The sequence below is a fragment of the Cellulomonas sp. JH27-2 genome, from assembly GCF_014837175.1.
Classification (GTDB): Bacteria; Actinomycetota; Actinomycetes; order Actinomycetales; family Cellulomonadaceae; genus Cellulomonas.
In genome coordinates this window covers 228,779-245,522 of record NZ_JACYFR010000001.1, presented here as the reverse complement: position 1 = coordinate 245,522, position 16,744 = coordinate 228,779, and the positions used below count along the sequence as shown (strand labels likewise).

Annotated in this window: 15 protein-coding genes; 7 read left to right on the top strand and 8 right to left on the bottom strand. The window is 72.4% G+C overall.

Going from position 1 to position 16,744, the window contains the following annotated elements; translation table 11 throughout:
- Window positions 1-99: 99 nt before the first annotated feature.
- From IC607_RS01160 to IC607_RS01140, 5 genes are all read right to left on the bottom strand, one after another.
- On the bottom strand, window positions 100-1,140 hold the full coding sequence (locus IC607_RS01160; RefSeq protein ID WP_191785162.1) for a LacI family DNA-binding transcriptional regulator: 1,041 nt from the start codon (window positions 1,138-1,140) through the stop codon (window positions 100-102).
- A gap of 125 nt (window positions 1,141-1,265) precedes the next feature.
- Entirely contained in the window at window positions 1,266-3,461 is a 2,196-nt protein-coding gene (locus tag IC607_RS01155) for a discoidin domain-containing protein (protein WP_225224281.1), read from the bottom strand.
- A gap of 144 nt (window positions 3,462-3,605) precedes the next feature.
- Window positions 3,606-5,036, bottom strand: a complete 1,431-nt coding sequence (locus IC607_RS01150; protein WP_191785161.1) for a threonine/serine exporter family protein — start codon at window positions 5,034-5,036, stop codon at window positions 3,606-3,608.
- Window positions 5,037-5,168: 132 nt separating this feature from the next.
- Window positions 5,169-5,786: an FMN reductase gene (locus IC607_RS01145; RefSeq protein ID WP_191785160.1), complete on the bottom strand. Its 618-nt coding sequence runs from the start codon at window positions 5,784-5,786 to the stop codon at window positions 5,169-5,171.
- 49 nt (window positions 5,787-5,835) lie between these two features.
- Entirely contained in the window at window positions 5,836-7,011 is a 1,176-nt protein-coding gene (locus IC607_RS01140; protein WP_191785159.1) for an LLM class flavin-dependent oxidoreductase, read from the bottom strand.
- Between the two features lie 156 nt (window positions 7,012-7,167).
- Between IC607_RS01140 and IC607_RS01135 the strand changes: the two genes are divergently transcribed.
- The 7 genes from IC607_RS01135 (at window position 7,168) to IC607_RS01105 (ending at window position 14,955) form a co-directional block, all read left to right on the top strand.
- A complete protein-coding gene (locus IC607_RS01135; protein ID WP_191785851.1) occupies window positions 7,168-8,250 on the top strand; it encodes a response regulator in 1,083 nt (360 codons plus the stop codon).
- Window positions 8,247-9,212, top strand: a complete 966-nt coding sequence (locus IC607_RS01130; RefSeq protein WP_191785158.1) for an ATP-grasp domain-containing protein — start codon at window positions 8,247-8,249, stop codon at window positions 9,210-9,212. The genes IC607_RS01135 and IC607_RS01130 overlap by 4 nt, the downstream gene beginning before the upstream one ends.
- Window positions 9,209-9,955, top strand: coding sequence for a PHP domain-containing protein (locus IC607_RS01125; protein WP_191785157.1), 747 nt, complete (start codon window positions 9,209-9,211; stop codon window positions 9,953-9,955). Before IC607_RS01130 ends, IC607_RS01125 begins: the two co-directional genes overlap by 4 nt.
- The gene (locus IC607_RS01120; protein WP_191785156.1) at window positions 9,952-11,445 is read left to right on the top strand and encodes a glycosyltransferase family 2 protein; all 1,494 of its coding nucleotides are present in this window, start codon (window positions 9,952-9,954) and stop codon (window positions 11,443-11,445) included. The genes IC607_RS01125 and IC607_RS01120 overlap by 4 nt, the downstream gene beginning before the upstream one ends.
- Window positions 11,445-11,588: a hypothetical protein gene (locus tag IC607_RS01115; protein WP_191785155.1), complete on the top strand. Its 144-nt coding sequence runs from the start codon at window positions 11,445-11,447 to the stop codon at window positions 11,586-11,588. Before IC607_RS01120 ends, IC607_RS01115 begins: the two co-directional genes overlap by 1 nt.
- Window positions 11,585-13,423 (top strand): cell wall metabolism sensor histidine kinase WalK, encoded by a 1,839-nt coding sequence (locus IC607_RS01110; RefSeq protein WP_191785154.1) that lies wholly within the window; start codon window positions 11,585-11,587, stop codon window positions 13,421-13,423. The genes IC607_RS01115 and IC607_RS01110 overlap by 4 nt, the downstream gene beginning before the upstream one ends.
- Before the next feature lie 125 nt (window positions 13,424-13,548).
- Window positions 13,549-14,955: an FAD-binding oxidoreductase gene (locus tag IC607_RS01105; protein ID WP_191785153.1), complete on the top strand. Its 1,407-nt coding sequence runs from the start codon at window positions 13,549-13,551 to the stop codon at window positions 14,953-14,955.
- 3 nt (window positions 14,956-14,958) lie between these two features.
- Here IC607_RS01105 and IC607_RS01100 read toward each other — a convergent pair whose 3' ends face one another.
- From IC607_RS01100 to IC607_RS01090, 3 genes are read right to left on the bottom strand one after another with little or no spacing between them, the layout of a single operon-like run.
- Window positions 14,959-15,255, bottom strand: coding sequence for a hypothetical protein (locus IC607_RS01100; protein WP_191785152.1), 297 nt, complete (start codon window positions 15,253-15,255; stop codon window positions 14,959-14,961).
- Complete coding sequence (locus tag IC607_RS01095; protein WP_225224280.1) at window positions 15,236-15,973, bottom strand: signal peptidase I; 738 nt, start codon at window positions 15,971-15,973, stop codon at window positions 15,236-15,238. Before IC607_RS01095 ends, IC607_RS01100 begins: the two co-directional genes overlap by 20 nt.
- A 4-nt stretch (window positions 15,974-15,977) precedes the next feature.
- A complete protein-coding gene (locus IC607_RS01090) occupies window positions 15,978-16,688 on the bottom strand; it encodes a TasA family protein (protein ID WP_225224384.1) in 711 nt (236 codons plus the stop codon).
- Between the last annotated feature and the right edge of the window lie 56 nt (window positions 16,689-16,744).

Genomic DNA, 16,744 nt, shown 5'->3' with positions numbered 1-16,744 from the left:
CCGCGCGCGGGCGTCCCCGACACAGCCCCACCCCGCAACGTCCGAGCAACTGGTTGCTATAGCGACCAGTTGCTCGGACGTTGCGGGGGTTTGGTGGTCTCAGGTCGTGGCGCGGGTGACGAGCGTCGGGGTGAACATCACCCCGCGGGGCGGCTGGTCGGGCGAGGCGATCCGGTCGAGCAGCAGGCGGGCCATCTCACCGGCCATGTCCTCGACCGGCTGGCGGACGGTGGTCAGTGCCGGGGTCGCGTCGGCCGCCGCCAGGCTGTCGTCGAAGCCGACGACGGCGATGTCCTGGGGGACCCGGCGACCGGCGTCCTGCAGCACGCGCGACGCGGCCTCCGCGACCAGGTCGTTGGCGGCGAACACGGCGTCCGTTCCCGGGTGCTCCGCGAGGATCGTCCGCGCCCCCGCGGTGCCGGAGCGGGCGCTGAAGTCGCCGTGCGCGACGACGACGGCGATGCCTCGCTCGTCGGCCGCGGCCTGGAACCCGCGGACGCGGTCTCTCGCCGCGGCGACGTCGGGCGGTCCGGCGAGCACGACGGCGTGGCGTCGGCCCAAGCCGGCGAGGTGCTCGGCCGCCAGCCGCCCGCCGATGGCCTGGTCGGCGTCCACCCAGCTCACCGGGAGCGACGTGGTGGGCTGGTGGGACAGGACGAGCGGCACGTTCATCTCGTGCAGCGCGCGCGGCAGCCCGCTCTCGTCGCCGCCGGACAGGAACAGGACGCCGTCGACGTGGCCCTGGCGCAGGTAGGTCAGGACGAAGTCGTGGTCGTCGCGGTCGGCCGGGACGACGACCAGGTGCACGCCCGTCGTCCGCAGCACGGCCTGCGCGCCGGCGGTGACCCGGCCGAAGTACGGGTCGGAGAAGATCCGCTGCAGGAACTCGGCCCCGGCGGCGCCGGACGCGGGCTCGGAGATGACGAGTGCGACCGAGTTCGTGCGGCGGGTGACGAGTGATCGCGCGGCCAGGTTGGGCACGTACCCGGTGGCCCGGACGGCCTCGTCGACCGCGCGCCGCATCCTCGGGTCCACGGTCGCGACACCGTTGAGCACGCGCGACACCGTCGACCGGGACACGCCGGCGCGCCGGGCGACCTCCTCGATCGTCGCGGCGGGTCCGGTGGGCGTGCTGGTCATGGTCCCCCTTATAGCACCGCACGAACCAGCCGCACCTGTGACGGGTGCGTCCTGGTGGGACCGGTTCTGGTCCCACGAGGCGACTTCCGTCGCAGGTGCGGCTGGTTGCTGTGCGTGATCGTCCGTCAGCGGTAGACGCGCACGTAGTCCACCAGCATCTTGGCCGGGAACGGCGTGGTCGCGTCCACGGGACCAGGCCAGTCACCACCCACCGCCAGGTTCAGGATCACGTAGAAGTCGTGGTCGTAGATCCACGGCCCCCGCGTCGACTCGACGGTCGCCTTGTCGGCCGTGAACACCAGGCGGTCGTCCAGGTAGTACCGGATCCCGCTGGCGTCCCACTCGGCGGCCCAGGTGTGGAAGTCGTCGGACAGCGGCGCACCGTTCGGCAGCTTGTAGGACCCGCCGTAGCCGCCCGCACCGTTGTAGGCCGGCGCGTGCAGCGTGGAGTACGACGTGGTGGTGTCCTTGCCGAGCACCTCCATGATGTCGACCTCGCCGTTGTAGGGCCACGGCCGCCCGGTCAGGAAGTCGGCGCCCATCATCCAGAACGCCGGCCAGTAGCCCTGACCCGTCGGCACCTTGATCCGGGCCTCGACGCGGCCGTACGTGAACATGTACTTGTTCGACGTGTTCATGCGGCCCGACGTGTAGTCGCGCCCGCCCGCCGTCTGCTTGCGGGCCTCGATCACCAGGTGCCCCTGGCCGTCCATGTTCAGGTTGCCCGACGGCGTGTAGTACTGCTGCTCGCCGTTCTGGCCGGTCCCCGCATCGACCGTCCACTTCGACGTGTCCGGGCCGGAGCCGGCGGCGCCGTTGAACTCGTCGCTCCACGCCAGGTGCGTGAAGTTGGGGGCCGGGTGGTTGGTGCTCGGCGGCTGGACCGGGTTGCCGCCCGTGCCGTAGACGTCGAACGCGTACAGCGAGTACCCGTACGGCCCGGACCGCTTGGTGAGGTTGAGCCGCACGTAACGGCCGTCACCCGAGACGTTCAAGGTCTCCTTGAGGCCCTTGCCCGTCGTCGTCGAGTAGATGGTGGTCCACGACGAGCCGTTGGCCGAGACCTGGACCTGGTAGCCGGTCGCGTACGCCGGGTCCCACTGCAGCACCACCTGCGACACGTGCGCCGTGGCGCCCAGGTCCACCTGGAGCCAGCCGGCGTCCGTCCAGCCGCCGGGGTTGGCGGTGGCCCAGCGGCTGGCCGGATCGGCGTCGAGCGCCTTGTCCGGCGTGCACTGGTAGCAGGTGCCGTCGTCCTGGCTCGACGACGCCGTGCCGGGCTTGCCGTAGCTGAGGAGCACGGCGCCGCCGGGGGTGGTCGGGGTGGACGTCGGGGTCGGGGTCGGGGTCGTGGTGGGCGTCGGCGTCGTCGTGCTGTCCGTCCCGAAGACCTCGAGCTCCCACAGCGAGATGCCGTAGCCGGTGGCGCGCCCGGTCGCGTTGATGCGGACCCAGCGGGCCGTGGCGTTGAGCGCGACGGACTGCTTGGTGGCCGACGACGCCGTCTGCGTCGACTGGGTGGTCCACGTGCTCCCGTCGTTCGACGTCTGCACCTGGTAGCTCGTCGCGTAGGCGGCCTCCCATGTCAGGTCGACGCGGCTGAGCGGCTTCGCTGAGCCGAGGTCGACGGCGATCCACTGCGGCACGGAGAACTGGCTGGACCAGCGGGTGCCCAGGTCACCGTCGGTCGCGGCCGACGCGGGCGTCGCGGCGGACTCGGCCGACGAGGCCGTCGTCGGCCGGCCCTTGGACAGCAGGGACGAACCCGCGGGGGCCGAGGTGCCGAGCACCTCGAACTCCCACAGCGAGACGCCGTACTGCGTGGCGCGGGCCGTGGCGTTCAGGCGGACGTAGCGGCCGGACGCGCTGACGGCGAGCGCCTGCTTGGCCGCCGACGTCGGGGCACCGGTGTACACGGTGGTCCAGGTGGACCCGTCGCCGGAGACCTGGATCGTGTACTTCGACGCGTACGCCGTCTCCCACGTGAGGTCGACCTCGCTGATCGACTGCGTTGAACCGAGGTCCACCTGCAGCCACTGCGGGTCGGCGGCGGCGCTGGACCAGCGGGTGCCGACGTCGCCGTCGGTCGCGTTGGCGGCGACGGTGCCGCCGTTCTCCACCGACGACGCGGTGGTGGGCTTGCCCTTCGAGAGCACGACCGCCGCCGCGGCGTGCGCGGTGTCGGCGCGGACGGCGACGAACGTCAGGACCATCGCGAGTGCCGCCAGGGCGGCGACGGCGGCGCGCGCGGCGCGCCCGGACGGGGCGCCGGTTGCACCGGCCGGGAACGAGGCGGGTGCGGGATGTGGAACGGGAGCCATGCTTCCCCCAGGGGTCGTCATTGACAGGGTGGGTTGTGCATCAGGTGGAGCCGGAGGGCGCGAGGGAGCGCTCTCTGAGGGGATACCCTGAACCCGGACAAACCCGCTGTCAAGCGGGAAGGGCTGAACTGAGAGAACGCTCCCTCAGGCTTGCGACTCGGAGTCGCCGATCTCGCCGGCCGCGTCGTCGACCATGTCGACTCCGTCGGCCGCACCTCCGGCTGCTCCGTCGAGCGCATCACCGGCCACGCCCCGCCGGACCGACCCGCGGACCATGCGTTGCCGCATGCGCCGGGCGTCACCGGTGAGCGCGCTGCCCACCAGCACGCCGAGCGCGATCGAGAACAGCGCGATACCGGTGCTGATCATGTCGGTCACACCCAGCGACTGGCCGGTGGCCAGCTCGGAGACGCTGCGGAAGCCGAGGGCGCCGGGCACCAGCATCCAGAAGGCGGGCTGGGTCACGACGACCGCGGGCGGGCCGTTGCGCGTGCGCGAGATCGCCTGGGCGACCGGTGCGACGAACAGTGCACCGACGAAGCCGCCGAGCTCGGTGGTCAGCAGCGCGCTCCCGGCCGCCTGCGCGCAGTACGCGACCACCATGGCGCCCAGCACCCACCAGAACGCACCCGGCGGGGTGGAGGCGAAGTACCGGTACCCGATCGCGGCGATCACCACCCCGGCGAGCCCGGCCCACCACGGCGCGAGCGTCGTCTTGTCGGACGTCTCGAACGCGCCGGTCACGCTGATGGCGATCACCACGCCGAACGCGAGCAGCAGCAGCTGGGCGATGCCGTAGACCATGCGGCTCGCTCCCGCGACCACTTGGTTGCTGGTCAGCTCGATGGCCGCGACCGCCAGCATCATGCCCGGCAGGAACGCGATCAGCGCCGGTGTGAGCAGACGCAACGCGTTGCCGCCGACGTGCGGCGCGATGAACTCGATCGTCACGATCGAGACCAGGAACGCCGCGAAGACGGGCAGCACGCTGTCCAACGTCGGCCAGCGGGACGCGAGCAGGCGCAGGACGCCGACGAGCGCGCCGAGGCCGATGTAGACCGGGAACGCGTCGACCGTCGGGTAGAGGATGAGCCCGAACCCGAGGGTCAGCAGGGCGTGGCCGAGCACGACGAAGATCGGCCCGAACCGCGGGGGCGAGGCCAGGACCCGGCGGAGCTCGACGCGCGCCTGGGCCAGGTCCGCGGTGCCCGACGACAGCCGTCGGACCAGCGACTCGACCGCACCCACCTGGTGCATGGGCAGGTCGGTCGCCGAGCGCGGCCCGGTGACGTCGGTGACGGTCCCCTCGGTGCTGTCCACCTGCAGGAACACACCCGTGGGCAGGACGAAGACGCGCACCTGGTGTGCGCCGTACGCGCCCGCGACCGCGGCGAGCTGTGCCTCGATGTCGACGACCGACTGGCCCGACGAGAGCAGCGCCGCGCCCAGCTCGCGCATGAGCGGCGGCAGGTCCCGCGGCACCTCGGGCAGCGCGGGCTCCTCGGCCGCCTCGCCGGGGTCGGGGGAGTGCGTCAGGGCGCGCAGTGCGCGGCGCAGACGTTCGGCACCGGTCACCCGTGCTCCCCTCGTCGTGCCGCTGCCCCGATCGTACGGTCCGGCCTGCGTGAATCAGTCGGCTCAGACGTGAATCGGTCGGTCGCACCCGGCTGATGCGGGTGGGACCGACTGATTCGTCGGGATGGGGGCTCAGCCGCCGAGGAGGTCCGTGAAGCTCGGGACCGCGTCGTACAGGCCCGTCGGAGCCGCCGGCTCTCGGTCGGCGACCGTCTCGGCCAGCTCGCGGCCCGCGCGCCGGATGCGGGCGGGCAGCGGGTGGCTCTGGTCGCCGCCGGCCGTGGCCCAGTCGTCGGTCGCTGCGAAGACGGCCGTGGGCTGGACGTCGGCCCGCAGGTACCCGAACAGCGGCCGCAGCGCGTAGTCGATGGCCAGCGAGTGGCGGGCGGAGCCGCCGGTCGCGCCCAGCAGCACGGGCACCCCGGCCAGCGCGTCCGGCTCGAGGATGTCGACGAACGACTTGAACAGCCCCGCATAGGACGCGGAGAAGATCGGGGTGACGGCGATGACGCCGTCGGCCCCCTTGACGGCCTCGACGGCCGCGGCCAGGTCACCGGCCGCGAATCCGGTCAGCATCGCGTTGACCACCTCGTGCGCCAGGTCGCGCAGCTCCACGGTCCGCACGTTCGCGGTGATGCCGCGGGCCGCGAGCTCCGCGACGGTCGCGTCGGCCAGCCGGTCGGCCAGCAGACGCGTCGACGAGGGCTGGGACAGCCCCGACGAGATGACGACGATCGAGCGTTCGCTCATCGCTCCTTCTTCCTTCATGCCTAGAAGTCTGCACCCACCACGGAACTGCTCAACGCGTGACGGCGTCCGCCGCTTCCACGTCGTCCTCGGCCGTGCGACCGGTCCAGTGGTCGGCCGCCGCGACGGACTGCTCGTGCACCTCGCCAGCGGTGCGCGCTGCGGCCACGCGCTCGGCGTGCGACGGCGGTGCGGCCGGCACGTGGGCCGGGCGGACGGCCTCGGCCTCCCGACGAAGGACGGGCACGACCTCCTCGGCCAGCAGGTCGATCTGCTCCAGCACGGTCTTGAGCGGCAGGCCCGCGTGGTCCATGAGGAACAGCTGGCGCTGGTAGTGGCCCACCTGCTGGTAGAACGCCCCGTACCGGTCGATGACCTGCTGCGGCGAGCCGACGGTCAGCGGGGTCTGCGCGGCGAAGTCCTCGAGCGACGGGCCGTGCCCGTAGACCGGCGCGACGTCGAAGTACGGGCGGAACCGGTCCACGGCGCGCTGGCTGTCGCGATCCATGAACACCTGGCCGCCCAGCCCGACGATCGCCTGGTCGGCGGAGCCGTGCCCGTAGTGCTCGAAGCGCTGGCGGTAGAAGTTCACCATCTGCGCGGTGTGCTCCATGGGCCAGAAGATCGCGTTGTGGAAGAAGCCGTCGCCGTAGTAGGCCGCCTGCTCGGCGATCTCGGGGGAGCGGATCGAGCCGTGCCAGACGAACGGCGGCACACCGTCGAGCGGGCGTGGCGTGGAGGTGAAGCCCTGCAGCGGGGTGCGGAACTTGCCGGACCAGTCGACGACGTCCTCGGTCCACAGGCGGCGCAGGAGGGCGTAGTTCTCGATCGCCAGCGGGATGCCCTGGCGGATGTCCTGCCCGAACCACGGGTACACGGGGCCGGTGTTGCCGCGGCCCATCATGAGGTCCATCCGCCCGTCGGCGATCACCTGGAGCATCGCGTACTCCTCGGCCAGCCGCACCGGGTCGTTGGTGGTGATGAGGGTCGTGGACGTCGACAGGGTGATGTTCTTGGTGACACCGGCCAGGTAGCCGAGCATCGTCGTGGGCGAGGAGGGGACGAACGGCGGGTTGTGGTGCTCGCCGGTGGCGAAGACGTCGAGGCCCGCCTCGTCGGCGTGCTTCGCGATCGTCAGCATGCTGCGCACGCGTTCGGTGTCGTCCGGCGTGCGACCGGTGGTGGGGTCGGTGGTCACGTCACCGACGGAGAAGATCCCGAACTGCATGTCGCGCCTCATCTCAGAAGTTCATGCGTTTGCATGTACTGCCCCGCTCAACAGGGAGGGGCCGGTGGGTATTCCTGTGTGACCGATCACCCTCGACCCCTCCTTGGGCGCGCGCCCGCGTGCGCCGATACGTTGGGGGAGGGAAGTGAGGTGGCAGTGACCGACGAGCAGATCACGGTCCTCGTCGTCGAGGACGACGTGGACACCGCGCAGTTCGTGCGCACGGTTCTCGAGCGCCGCGGCGGCATGGACGTCACGGTCGTGCACGAGGCCATGTCCGCGCTCGCGGAGGTGGACCGGACGCAGTTCGACGCCGTCCTCACCGACATCCAGATGCCCGGCATGAGCGGGCTCGACCTGCTCGTCGAGCTGCGGTCGCGGGCCCCCGGCGTCCCCGTGATCGTCTCCACCGCCTTCGCCAGCGTCGACTACGCGGTCGAGGCGCTGCGGCGGGACGCCGACGAGTTCCTGGTGAAGCCCGTCCCCGCGGCGACCCTCGTCGAGCGCGTCACCGCGCTGGCGCTGCAGGGGCGCGCGAACCGAGCGGCGCAGTCGCAGGGCGAGACCGTGCTGGCCGTCGGTGCGCATCCCGACGACGTCGAGATCGGCGTCGGTGCCACGCTCGCGGCCCACGCCGCTTCGGGGGACACGGTCGTCGTGCTGACGTTGTCAGGCGGGGCCGTCGGCGGCGAGGCCGACGTGCGTCGGCACGAGGCCCTCGCCTCGGCGGGTGTGATCGGCGCGCGGCTGTTCCTGCACGACTTTCCCGACACACGGATCGATCCCGCGGGCGGTGTCATCACCGCGATCGAGGAGACGATCGCGCTGGTCCAGCCCACGATCGTCTACACGCACTCGTCGCACGACCGGCACCAGGACCACCGGGCGGTGCACGAGGCCGTGCAGGTGGCGGCCCGCAGGATCCCGTTCGTCGGCGCGTTCCAGAGCCCGTCGTCGACCATCGACTTCCGTCCCTCGCGCTTCGTGCCCGTCGACGGCTTCGTCGAGAAGAAGCTCGAGATGCTCGCGGCGTACGCGTCCCAGGCCCACCGCGACTACATGGCTCCCGAGCTGGTGCGCGCGACCGCCCTGTACTGGGGACGATTCGGGACAGGTGGCGCCGTCGAGCCGCTGGAGATGGTCCGCGCGGCTGCGATGATCACCCGGTCAGGGAACAACGCAGGCCTGCGCGCGGCGGACGCCGAGCGGGCCGACGACCAGCACGGAGGTCATCGATGAGGGTGCTCGTCACCGGCGCTGGCGGACCCGCGGGCATCGCGATCATCCGCTCGCTGCTGCGGCGCGGCGACGTGGAGGTGATCGCCGCGGACATGGACCGTTGGGCCAGCGGGCTCTACCTGGTGGACGCGGAGCACCGCCGCCTGGTGCCGGCCGGCCTGGCCGACGACTTCGTCGACGTGGTCCTGGCCATGTGCGCCGCCGACCGGGTGGACGTCCTGTTCCCGACGGTCGACGTCGAGCTGCCGCGGATCGCGGCCGAGCGCGACCGCCTGCACGACGGCGGGACCCTGCTGGCGTCGCCGTCCCTGCGGACGCTCGAGACCTGCCTCGACAAGCTTGCCCTGGCCCGGGCGTGCGCCCGCACGTGCCGCGTCCCGCGCACCGAGCTGCTCGGCACGCCGCAGGCCGTCAGCGGCTGGGACTTCCCCGTGATCGTCAAGCCGCGCCGTGGTGCCGGGTCCCGCGGCGTCCGGGTGGTCGAGTCGCAGGCCGAGCTCGACGCCGTGCACGCGGACGAGGACCTGCTGGTCCAGGAGCTGCTGCCCGGTGACGAGTACTCGGTGGACGTGCTCGCAGGCCTCGACGGTCGGATCATCGCCGCCGTGCCGCGGGCGCGGCTGCGCGTCGACTCGGGCGTGGCCGTGGCCGGTGTCACCGTGCACGACGACGAGCTGATCGCGACCGCGACGGCAGTCGCGAAGGCCATCGGCCTGACGACCGTCGCGAACGTGCAGCTCAAGCGCGACAAGGACGGGGTCCCCGCCCTGCTGGAGGTCAACCCGCGCTTCCCGGGGGCGATGCCCCTGACGATCGCGGCGGGTGTCGACATGCCGTCGATCACCCTCGACGCCGTCCTGTCCCGGCCGGTCCCGCAGGTCATGGACTTCGTCGAGATCGCCAACGTCCGCTACCTCGAGGACGTGTTCATGCCCGTCGACCAGGTGCTGCCGGCGCCATGACGGGCCCGGACCAGCCGGCGGCCCCGCGGCCCGACCTGCGCGGCGACCATCACGTCCACTCCACGTTCTCCGACGACGCGGTCAGCACACCGCGGGAGAATCTCGAGGCGGCGCACGCCGCCGGTCTGATGACCGTGCGCATGGTCGACCACGTGCGCGCCTCGACCACGTACGTGCCGGACTTCCTGGCCGCCGTCGCGGCGTTGCCCCGCGTCGACGGGCTGACCGTCGTGACGGGGGTGGAGGCCAAGATCTGGGACGCCTCCGGTGCGGTCGACGCGCCGCCCGAGGTGCTCGCCGCGGTGGGCTCGTCCACCGGCGTGGACCGCGTCCTGCTGGCCGACCACCAGTTCCCCGGCCCGGACGGCCCGTGGAGCCCGCGCGTCACCCAGGAGCACCTGGCCGCGGGGCTGTCGTCGGCCGACGCGGTCGAGATGCTGGTCACCGCCACCGCGCGCGCCATGCGGGCCGTCGGCCGCGCGCAGGTCGCGCACCCGTTCTCCTTGCTGCCCAAGATCGGCCTGTCCGACGACGACGTCAGCGACGAGCTCCTCGACGCGTTCGCCCGGGCGGCGGTCGAGACCGGCACGTTCGTCGAGGTCAACGAGAAGTGGCGCTGCCCGGGCCCGCGGGTGCGGGCGCGGTGGTCGGCGGCCGGCGTCGCGCTCGTCGCCGCCTCCGACGCGCACGTCGCGACGGACGTCGGCTCCTACCCGTGGCTGGCGGGGGTCGTCGGCACATGACGTGGCACGACGTGCTCGTCGTCGTCCTGCTGGTGCTGGTCCTCGCCGGCGTCGTCCCGGTGCTGGCCGGGGTCTTCCAGTACGTCCTGGTCCCGGTGCACGCGTTCCGCAACCACCTGGGGAGGGCCGGCCCGTACCTGCCGCGCGTGGTGGTCGTCGTCCCCGCGTGGAACGAGGGTGCGGTGCTCGCCGCCTCGCTCGAGCGGCTCATGCGGCTCGAGTACCCACCGGACCGGCTGCGCGTCTACGTCGTCGACGACGCGAGCACCGACGACACCCCGCAGGTGGTGCTCGCGAAGGCGGCGGAGCACCCGGGACGGATCGTCCACCTGCGTCGCGACCAGGGCGGGCAGGGCAAGGCGCACACGCTCAACCACGGCATCGCTCGCGCGCTCGCGGACGACTGGATGCAGGCGCTGCTCATCATGGACGCCGACGTCATCTACCGGCCCGACTCGCTGCGCCGCATGACGCGTCACCTGGCGGACCCGGAGGTCGGTGCGGTGACCGCGTTCATCCGCGAGGGTTCGGCGCACCCGGGCACGGTGTCGCGCTTCATCGGGTACGAGTACGTGACGGCCCAGGCCGCGGCGCGCCGCGCGCAGAACGTGCTGGGTGCGATGGCCTGCCTGGCCGGCGGTGCGCAGCTGCACTCGCGCGAGAACCTCGAGGCGGTGGGGGGCAGCATCGACACGACGACGCTCGCCGAGGACACCTTCACCACGTTCCTGACCCAGCTGGGCAGGCGTCGGGTCGTCTTCGAGCCCGCGGCCGTGGTGCTGGCCGAGGAGCCCGACTCGGTGACCGCGCTGTGGAAGCAGCGGGTGCGGTGGGCGCGGGGCAACGTGCAGATCACGCGCCGGTTCTCGACGGTCTGGTTCCGGCGGCCGTTCACGAGCCGCGGCGCGGGCCACCGGCTGTCGTCGCTGTCCTTCGGCGGCATCTGGTTCTCGGTCTACCTGCTGCCGGTGGCGATGACGGCCGCCGCGGTGGGGCTCGTCGGGCTGTACTTCGTCGACCCGGACGCGGCCCGCCAGACGTTCCAGACCGCGTGGTGGGTGGCGGTGGTGGGGTACGTCTTCATCACGGCGACGACGCTGCTGCTGGACCGCGACACGGCCCGCCGGTCCTGGCTGCAGGGGCTGCTGTTCCCCGGCCTCGGGGCCATCGTCGTGATGCTCGCGGCGTGGATCCCGGGCCTGTGGGAGGAGCGCGTCCCGCACGCGCTGGGGATGGAGATGAGCGCCGGTGGCATCGAGGTGCTCACGCTCGTCTTCTACTCGTGGACGGTGATCGCGATGCTCGCCGCGCGGCTGGTGCGGCGTGCGGAGCTGCTCCCGGGCGGCCGCTGGCTGTCGCGCGTGCTGCTGTACGTCGTGGGCTTCGGACCACTGCTCTGTGCGATCACGCTGGACGCGTACGTCAAGCAGTGGCGCGGAGCCAGCCAGGTGTGGGACAAGACCGAGAAGACGGGCAAGGTGATGGGCTGATGGTCGACGACCCCTGCTCGGACGAGGCGCTGCGCGACGAGATCCGCGCGAACCGGCGCGACGAGTGGCGCGTGCTGGTCGCCGCCGTCATCGCCGGTGCGGTCACCGCCGTCGTGCTGGTGCTGCGGAGCCTGGTGGCATGAGCGACCCGCGCAGGGACGAGGCCGGCACCGACGTGATCGGCGGACCCGGGCTCATCCGTCGTGTCCGGCTGGCCTCGCGGGGTGGACCGGGCGGCGAGGCGACGGGTGCCGTGCGCGTCCTGTCACGGGTGGTCGGGCCCGACGCGGACGTGTTCGAGCGGCAGCTTCCGTTCGTCGTCTCGTTCGCGGTCGCGGTGGTCGTCGTCGCGTGCATCCCGGGCAGCATCACCCACCCGGGCTGGGCGGCCACGAGCATCCTCGTCGCCCTGACGGTTCCTCTGCTCGCGCGCGTCGTGCCGTGGCGGGACGGGCCGCCGTGGGCCGAGGACGTGCTGCCCCTGATCCAGCTGGTCGCGGTCGCTCTGCTGCGGTTCGCGACCGGCGGCGGTCTGTCGATCATCGGGGCGCTCGTGTTCATCCCCGTCGTCACGCTGGCCGGGCGCCCCGGACGGATCGGGATGGTCATCGGGCCGGTCGCCGTCGGGTTCGCGGTACTGGCGCCCGTGGTCCTGGACCCGCAGATGGCCGTGACGGCCACGCTGCTGGCCCGCAGCCTGTTCGTCGCCTTCGTCGCCGCCACGATCGCCGTCATCGTGCACGAGGCGACCTCCCGCCTGCGCGTCCGTAACGCGACGCTGGCCGATCTGGAGCGCGAGGCGCTGCGGCTGAACGAGCACCTGCGCCGCGACGCGGACATGCTCGCGGAGCTGGTGCAGGGTCGCGAGGCCGCGTACGCGCACCTCGTCTCGGTGATCGACGCCGTCACGGAGCAGGCCATCATCGCGACGGACCCCGAGGGGCGCGTCGAGGTGTTCAACCCCGGGGCCGAGCGACTGCTGGGCTACCGGCGCGACGAGTTCGTCGGGGAGAGCCGGGTCGCGGACCTGCTGGACACGAGCGAGCTGCGCCGGCGGTACAGCGAGGTGTTCGGGGTGGGTGCGGACGAGGCGTCGGAGGCCGACCAGCCCGACCTGTTCGCCGCCGTGGCGGCACCGTCGATCCTGCCGGAGGCGCGGGCCGACGACTGGACGATCGTGCGCCGCGACGGCACGCGGGTCACGGTCAATCTGAGCGTCACGCGGCGGGTGGACGGGCACGGCTCGACGATCGGGTACGTGTTCGTCGCCACCGACGTCACCGCGGAGCGCGAGGCGTCCCGCCTCAAGGACGAGTTCGTGAGCCTCGTCAGTCACGAGCTGCGCACACCGCTGACGTCGGTGCTGGGCTACCTGGAGCTGGTCCTGGACGGCCCCGACCCGCTGACCGACGAGCAGCGCGAGTTCCTGGCCGTCGTGCAGCGCAACGCGCGCCGCCAGCTGCGGCTCGTGAGCGACCTGCTGCTCACCGCGCAGGTGGACGCGGGGACGTTCGCCATCGCCCGGCAACCCATGGACGTGACCGCGACGGCCCGCTCGGTGCTCGTCGACGTCGCCCCCGTCGCCGAGGCGGCGGGTGTCACCGTCACCGTCGACGGGCCGACCGTCCCGGTGGTGGGGGACCCGCAGCGGCTCGAGCAGGTGTTCACCAACCTCATCTCCAACGCGGTGAAGTTCACGCCGCGCGGTGGCCGGATCGAGGTCCGTGTCGCGCCGGGAGAGGGTGGGGGTGCGCGTGTGGACGTCTCCGACACGGGGATCGGCATCCCGCCCGACGAGCTCGACCGGCTGGCGACGCGGTTCTTCCGGGCGACGACGGCGACGAGGCAGGCGATCCCCGGGGTGGGCCTCGGTCTGTCCATCGCGAAGGCGGTGGTCGCGGCCCACGGCGGGGAGCTCACGGTGACGAGCACGGTGGGCGAGGGCACGACCTTCACGTTCACGCTGCCTGGGTCGTAGCACCCACCTCGGCGAACCGGCACGTATCAGGCATCGGCGGCCGTGCCCTTGATCGTCCGTGCGTCGACAACGGCGCCGGACGATTCCCGGCCGGGCACACCCGCGCCGAGCCCGAGAGGCGAACCATGAGCATCAACACACCGACCGACCGCGCCACCGCGACCGGCTTCGAGCCCGCGGCGGTCCCGGCCGTCCGGGCGCTGGTCGACGCCGTCCCCGCCGTGCACCTGCCGGACAGCGACGGCTACCGCCGGCTCACGGTCACCAGCAACATCACGCACGCGGTCCGCCCGCTGGCGGTCGTCGAGGCCACGAGCGCGGACGACGTCAGCACGACCCTGCGCCTCGCGGCGGCGTTCGGCGTCCCCGTCGCCGTCGCCGGGACGGGCCACGGCGCGACCGAGTCCATGAGCGGCGCCGTCCTGGTGCACACCGCTGCCCTCGACGAGCTCGAGGTCCACGCCGACGAGCGCTGGGCGCGCATCGGCGCCGGCGTCCGCTGGGCCGCGGTCCTCGAGGCCTGTGCACCGCACGGTCTCGCGGGCCTGTGCGGCTCGTCGCCCGACGTCGGCGTCGTCGGCTTCCTCACCGGGGGCGGGCTCGGGCCCGTTGCCCGGACGCACGGTCTGTCGTCGGACACCGTCCGCGCGTTCGACGTGGTCACTGGCGACGGGGTCCAGCGGCGCGCCACCGCGACCGAGAACCCCGACCTGTTCTGGGGGCTGCGTGGCGGCAAGGGATCGCTGGGCATCGTCACCGCAGTAGAGATCGACCTGATCGACCAGCCGACCCTCTACGGTGGCGCGATCTGGTTCGACGGCGTCGACGCGACGGCCGTCCTGCGGACGTGGAGCGTGTGGACGGACCTGCTGCCCGACGAGGGCACCACCTCGGTCGCCGTCATGCGGCTGCCCGACCTGGAGCTCTTCCCCGAGCCGCTGCGCGGCCGCACGACGATCGCGCTGCGGTTCGCCTGGACCGGTGACCCCGGTGTCGGCGAGGAGATGATCCGCGCCATGCGATCGGTGGCGACCCCGCTGATCGACGCGGTGGGGGTCATGCCGTACGCGGCGCTGGCGCAGATCCACTCGGACCCCGACGACCCGATGCCTCTGCACGAGCAGTCGCTGCTCCTGGACGAGTTCGGGCCCGACACGGCCGACGCCCTCGTCGAGCTGGTCGGGCCGGAGGCTCGGACCGCTCAGGTGATGGTCGAGGTGCGTCAGCTCGGTGGGCGCGTGCGTCGCGGCCCCGACTGCGCGTTCGCGCACCGCACCGCGGCCTACCAGGTGTTCACGATCGGCCTGATGATCCCCGAGATCGCCCAGACGGTCGTCGCCGACTCGAACCGCGTCGTCGACGGGCTGCGGCCCTGGTCGCGGGCCGGCGGTCTGCCCAACTTCACCGACACCGCGGGCCCTGCCTGGGCCGAGCGCGTCTTCACGGCGCCGGTGGCTGCCCGACTGGGCGAGCTGTCGCGGAGCTACGACCCTGCCGGCGTGCTGCTGGCCGCGCGGGGCGTGCGGAGCTGACGGTCAGCCGTCCGTGGCACCGGTCGTCGGTGCCACGGACGGCTCGGTGTCGGGCGTCGGGGTGGAGATCGGCCGGGGTGCGTCGAGGGCGGGGGTCTGCTGTCGCTCGAAGTCGGCCGACGTGCTGACCGATCCCGTGCTGGGGACGGAATCGGTGTACGCGGCGGCAGTCCCCGGGATGCGGGGGGCACCGAACGCCGCCACGCCGAGCGCGACCGCGGCGCCGAGGCGCAGCCACGTCGCGCGGTCGGCGCCGATCAGCCGAGCGCCGCGTTCGTCCTCACCCGTGGAGAACGGCATCGATGTGCCTCTCCTCGGGTCGGCGCTCGGGCCTCGGGCCGCGCCGACGCCCGTCGGCCACGGCCAGGACCTCGAGGGTCGCCAGTGCCACGAGCGGCGGGACGAGCATCGCTGCCCGCCCGGCGGGCGACTCGGCCCACTGCAGCACCCAACCCCAGTGCGGATGCACCGAGAGCACGATCCCCTGCACGTTGGCGGCGGGCGTCGCGTTCGCGTCGTTCTCCTCGTTCGCATCGCCCTTGGTGATGATGTACGGGACCTCGACCGGCTTCCCGTCCCGCATCGACTTGATGGCTCGCCCCTCGCCGTCCACCTCGCCCGTCGTGCTCGCGATGTTCGTGACGGACACGATGCGGTGCGTGACCAGCTGGGTCGATCCGAGCGGCCAGAACGACACCATGAGCCCTGGCTTGAGCAGCTCGTAGCTGTCACCCACGTTGCGGGTGACCACGGCGTCACCGGGGTCGAACGTCGGGACCATCGAGCCGGAGGTCACGATCAGCAGCTTCTGGTCGTGGAGCTGGTACCACAGCGGCACCGCCAGCGAGGTCGCGTACGCCAGGGCGCACGTCGCGATCACGGTCCACAGCGCGGCCGACAGGAGGCGTCGCCGCTTGCCGCGTCGCACCTTCGGCGGCCCTGCCGGGGTCGCCGCTGCGGGCCGCGGCGCTCGTCGTTCGATCGTCGCGGCGACCGGGTGGAGATCCGGTCTCGGCATCTGGTCAGCCGTTCGCGGGGTTCGAACCGTCCGTGAACCCGGTCTGCTGCACCGCGTCGAACGTCAGGGTGATCTTCGCGGCGGTGTTCTGGAACGTGTTGCCGGCGTCCTCGCTGAAGCCGACCCGGACGCAGAGGTAGCTCTTCGCCTTGGCGCTGACGGTGAGGTTCGTGGCGTCACCCGGCGTCGTGCTGCCGAACAGCTGCTGGTTGGTGCCGATGCCCCACGCACCCGGCGAGCTGCCGAGGAGCGTGCCGGCGCTCACCCGGGTGTCGTTGCACGCCGCCGAGCTCACCTTGTACAGGTCCAGGTGCAGCTGGCTGGTCAGGTCACCCGTGCCCGGCGTGTCCCCGTTGCCCAGGTCGGGGTCGGGGTTCCCGCTCGCCACCGGGTCGGCCGTCACCTTCGCGGAGTACTCGAACGCGAGGCTTCCGTCGTTCGTGATCGTCACGGGAGCGTAGACGCGTGCGCCAGGCAGCATGTTGCCCACCGGCATGTTGAACGTGAGGCTCTGGTCGACCCCGAGGTCGAGCGTGCCCGTCGTGATGGTGCCGCCCGTCCGCTCGCGGTCGGAGAACAGCGCCGACGTAGTCAGCGACGTGACACCGATCGCGGCCATCCCGACGATCGCGACCGTGGCCCACAGGCGGCGGCGCCGGGGCCGGTCGTGCTGTGCCGGAGCCGGGTTGATCATCTCCTGCAGCAGGTCGTCCATCACGGTCGGGCACTCCTTGTGCATCGGCGAGCGGAGATGACTCTCCCAGGTCGTCC

Bases quoted from the DNA above. Each gene is read 5' to 3' on its own strand.
- IC607_RS01090 (WP_225224384.1), bottom strand. From the start codon at position 16,688: ATGGACGACCTGCTGCAGGAGATGATCAACCCGGCTCCGGCACAGCAC.
- IC607_RS01115 (WP_191785155.1), top strand. From the start codon at position 11,445: ATGGTCGACGACCCCTGCTCGGACGAGGCGCTGCGCGACGAGATCCGC.
- IC607_RS01100 (WP_191785152.1), bottom strand. From the start codon at position 15,255: ATGCCGTTCTCCACGGGTGAGGACGAACGCGGCGCTCGGCTGATCGGC.
- IC607_RS01120 (WP_191785156.1), top strand. From the start codon at position 9,952: ATGACGTGGCACGACGTGCTCGTCGTCGTCCTGCTGGTGCTGGTCCTC.
- IC607_RS01095 (WP_225224280.1), bottom strand. From the start codon at position 15,973: ATGCCGAGACCGGATCTCCACCCGGTCGCCGCGACGATCGAACGACGA.
- IC607_RS01145 (WP_191785160.1), bottom strand. From the start codon at position 5,786: ATGAGCGAACGCTCGATCGTCGTCATCTCGTCGGGGCTGTCCCAGCCC.
- IC607_RS01155 (WP_225224281.1), bottom strand. From the start codon at position 3,461: ATGGCTCCCGTTCCACATCCCGCACCCGCCTCGTTCCCGGCCGGTGCA.
- IC607_RS01125 (WP_191785157.1), top strand. From the start codon at position 9,209: ATGACGGGCCCGGACCAGCCGGCGGCCCCGCGGCCCGACCTGCGCGGC.
- IC607_RS01140 (WP_191785159.1), bottom strand. From the start codon at position 7,011: ATGCAGTTCGGGATCTTCTCCGTCGGTGACGTGACCACCGACCCCACC.
- IC607_RS01105 (WP_191785153.1), top strand. From the start codon at position 13,549: ATGAGCATCAACACACCGACCGACCGCGCCACCGCGACCGGCTTCGAG.
- IC607_RS01160 (WP_191785162.1), bottom strand. From the start codon at position 1,140: ATGACCAGCACGCCCACCGGACCCGCCGCGACGATCGAGGAGGTCGCC.
- IC607_RS01130 (WP_191785158.1), top strand. From the start codon at position 8,247: ATGAGGGTGCTCGTCACCGGCGCTGGCGGACCCGCGGGCATCGCGATC.
- IC607_RS01110 (WP_191785154.1), top strand. From the start codon at position 11,585: ATGAGCGACCCGCGCAGGGACGAGGCCGGCACCGACGTGATCGGCGGA.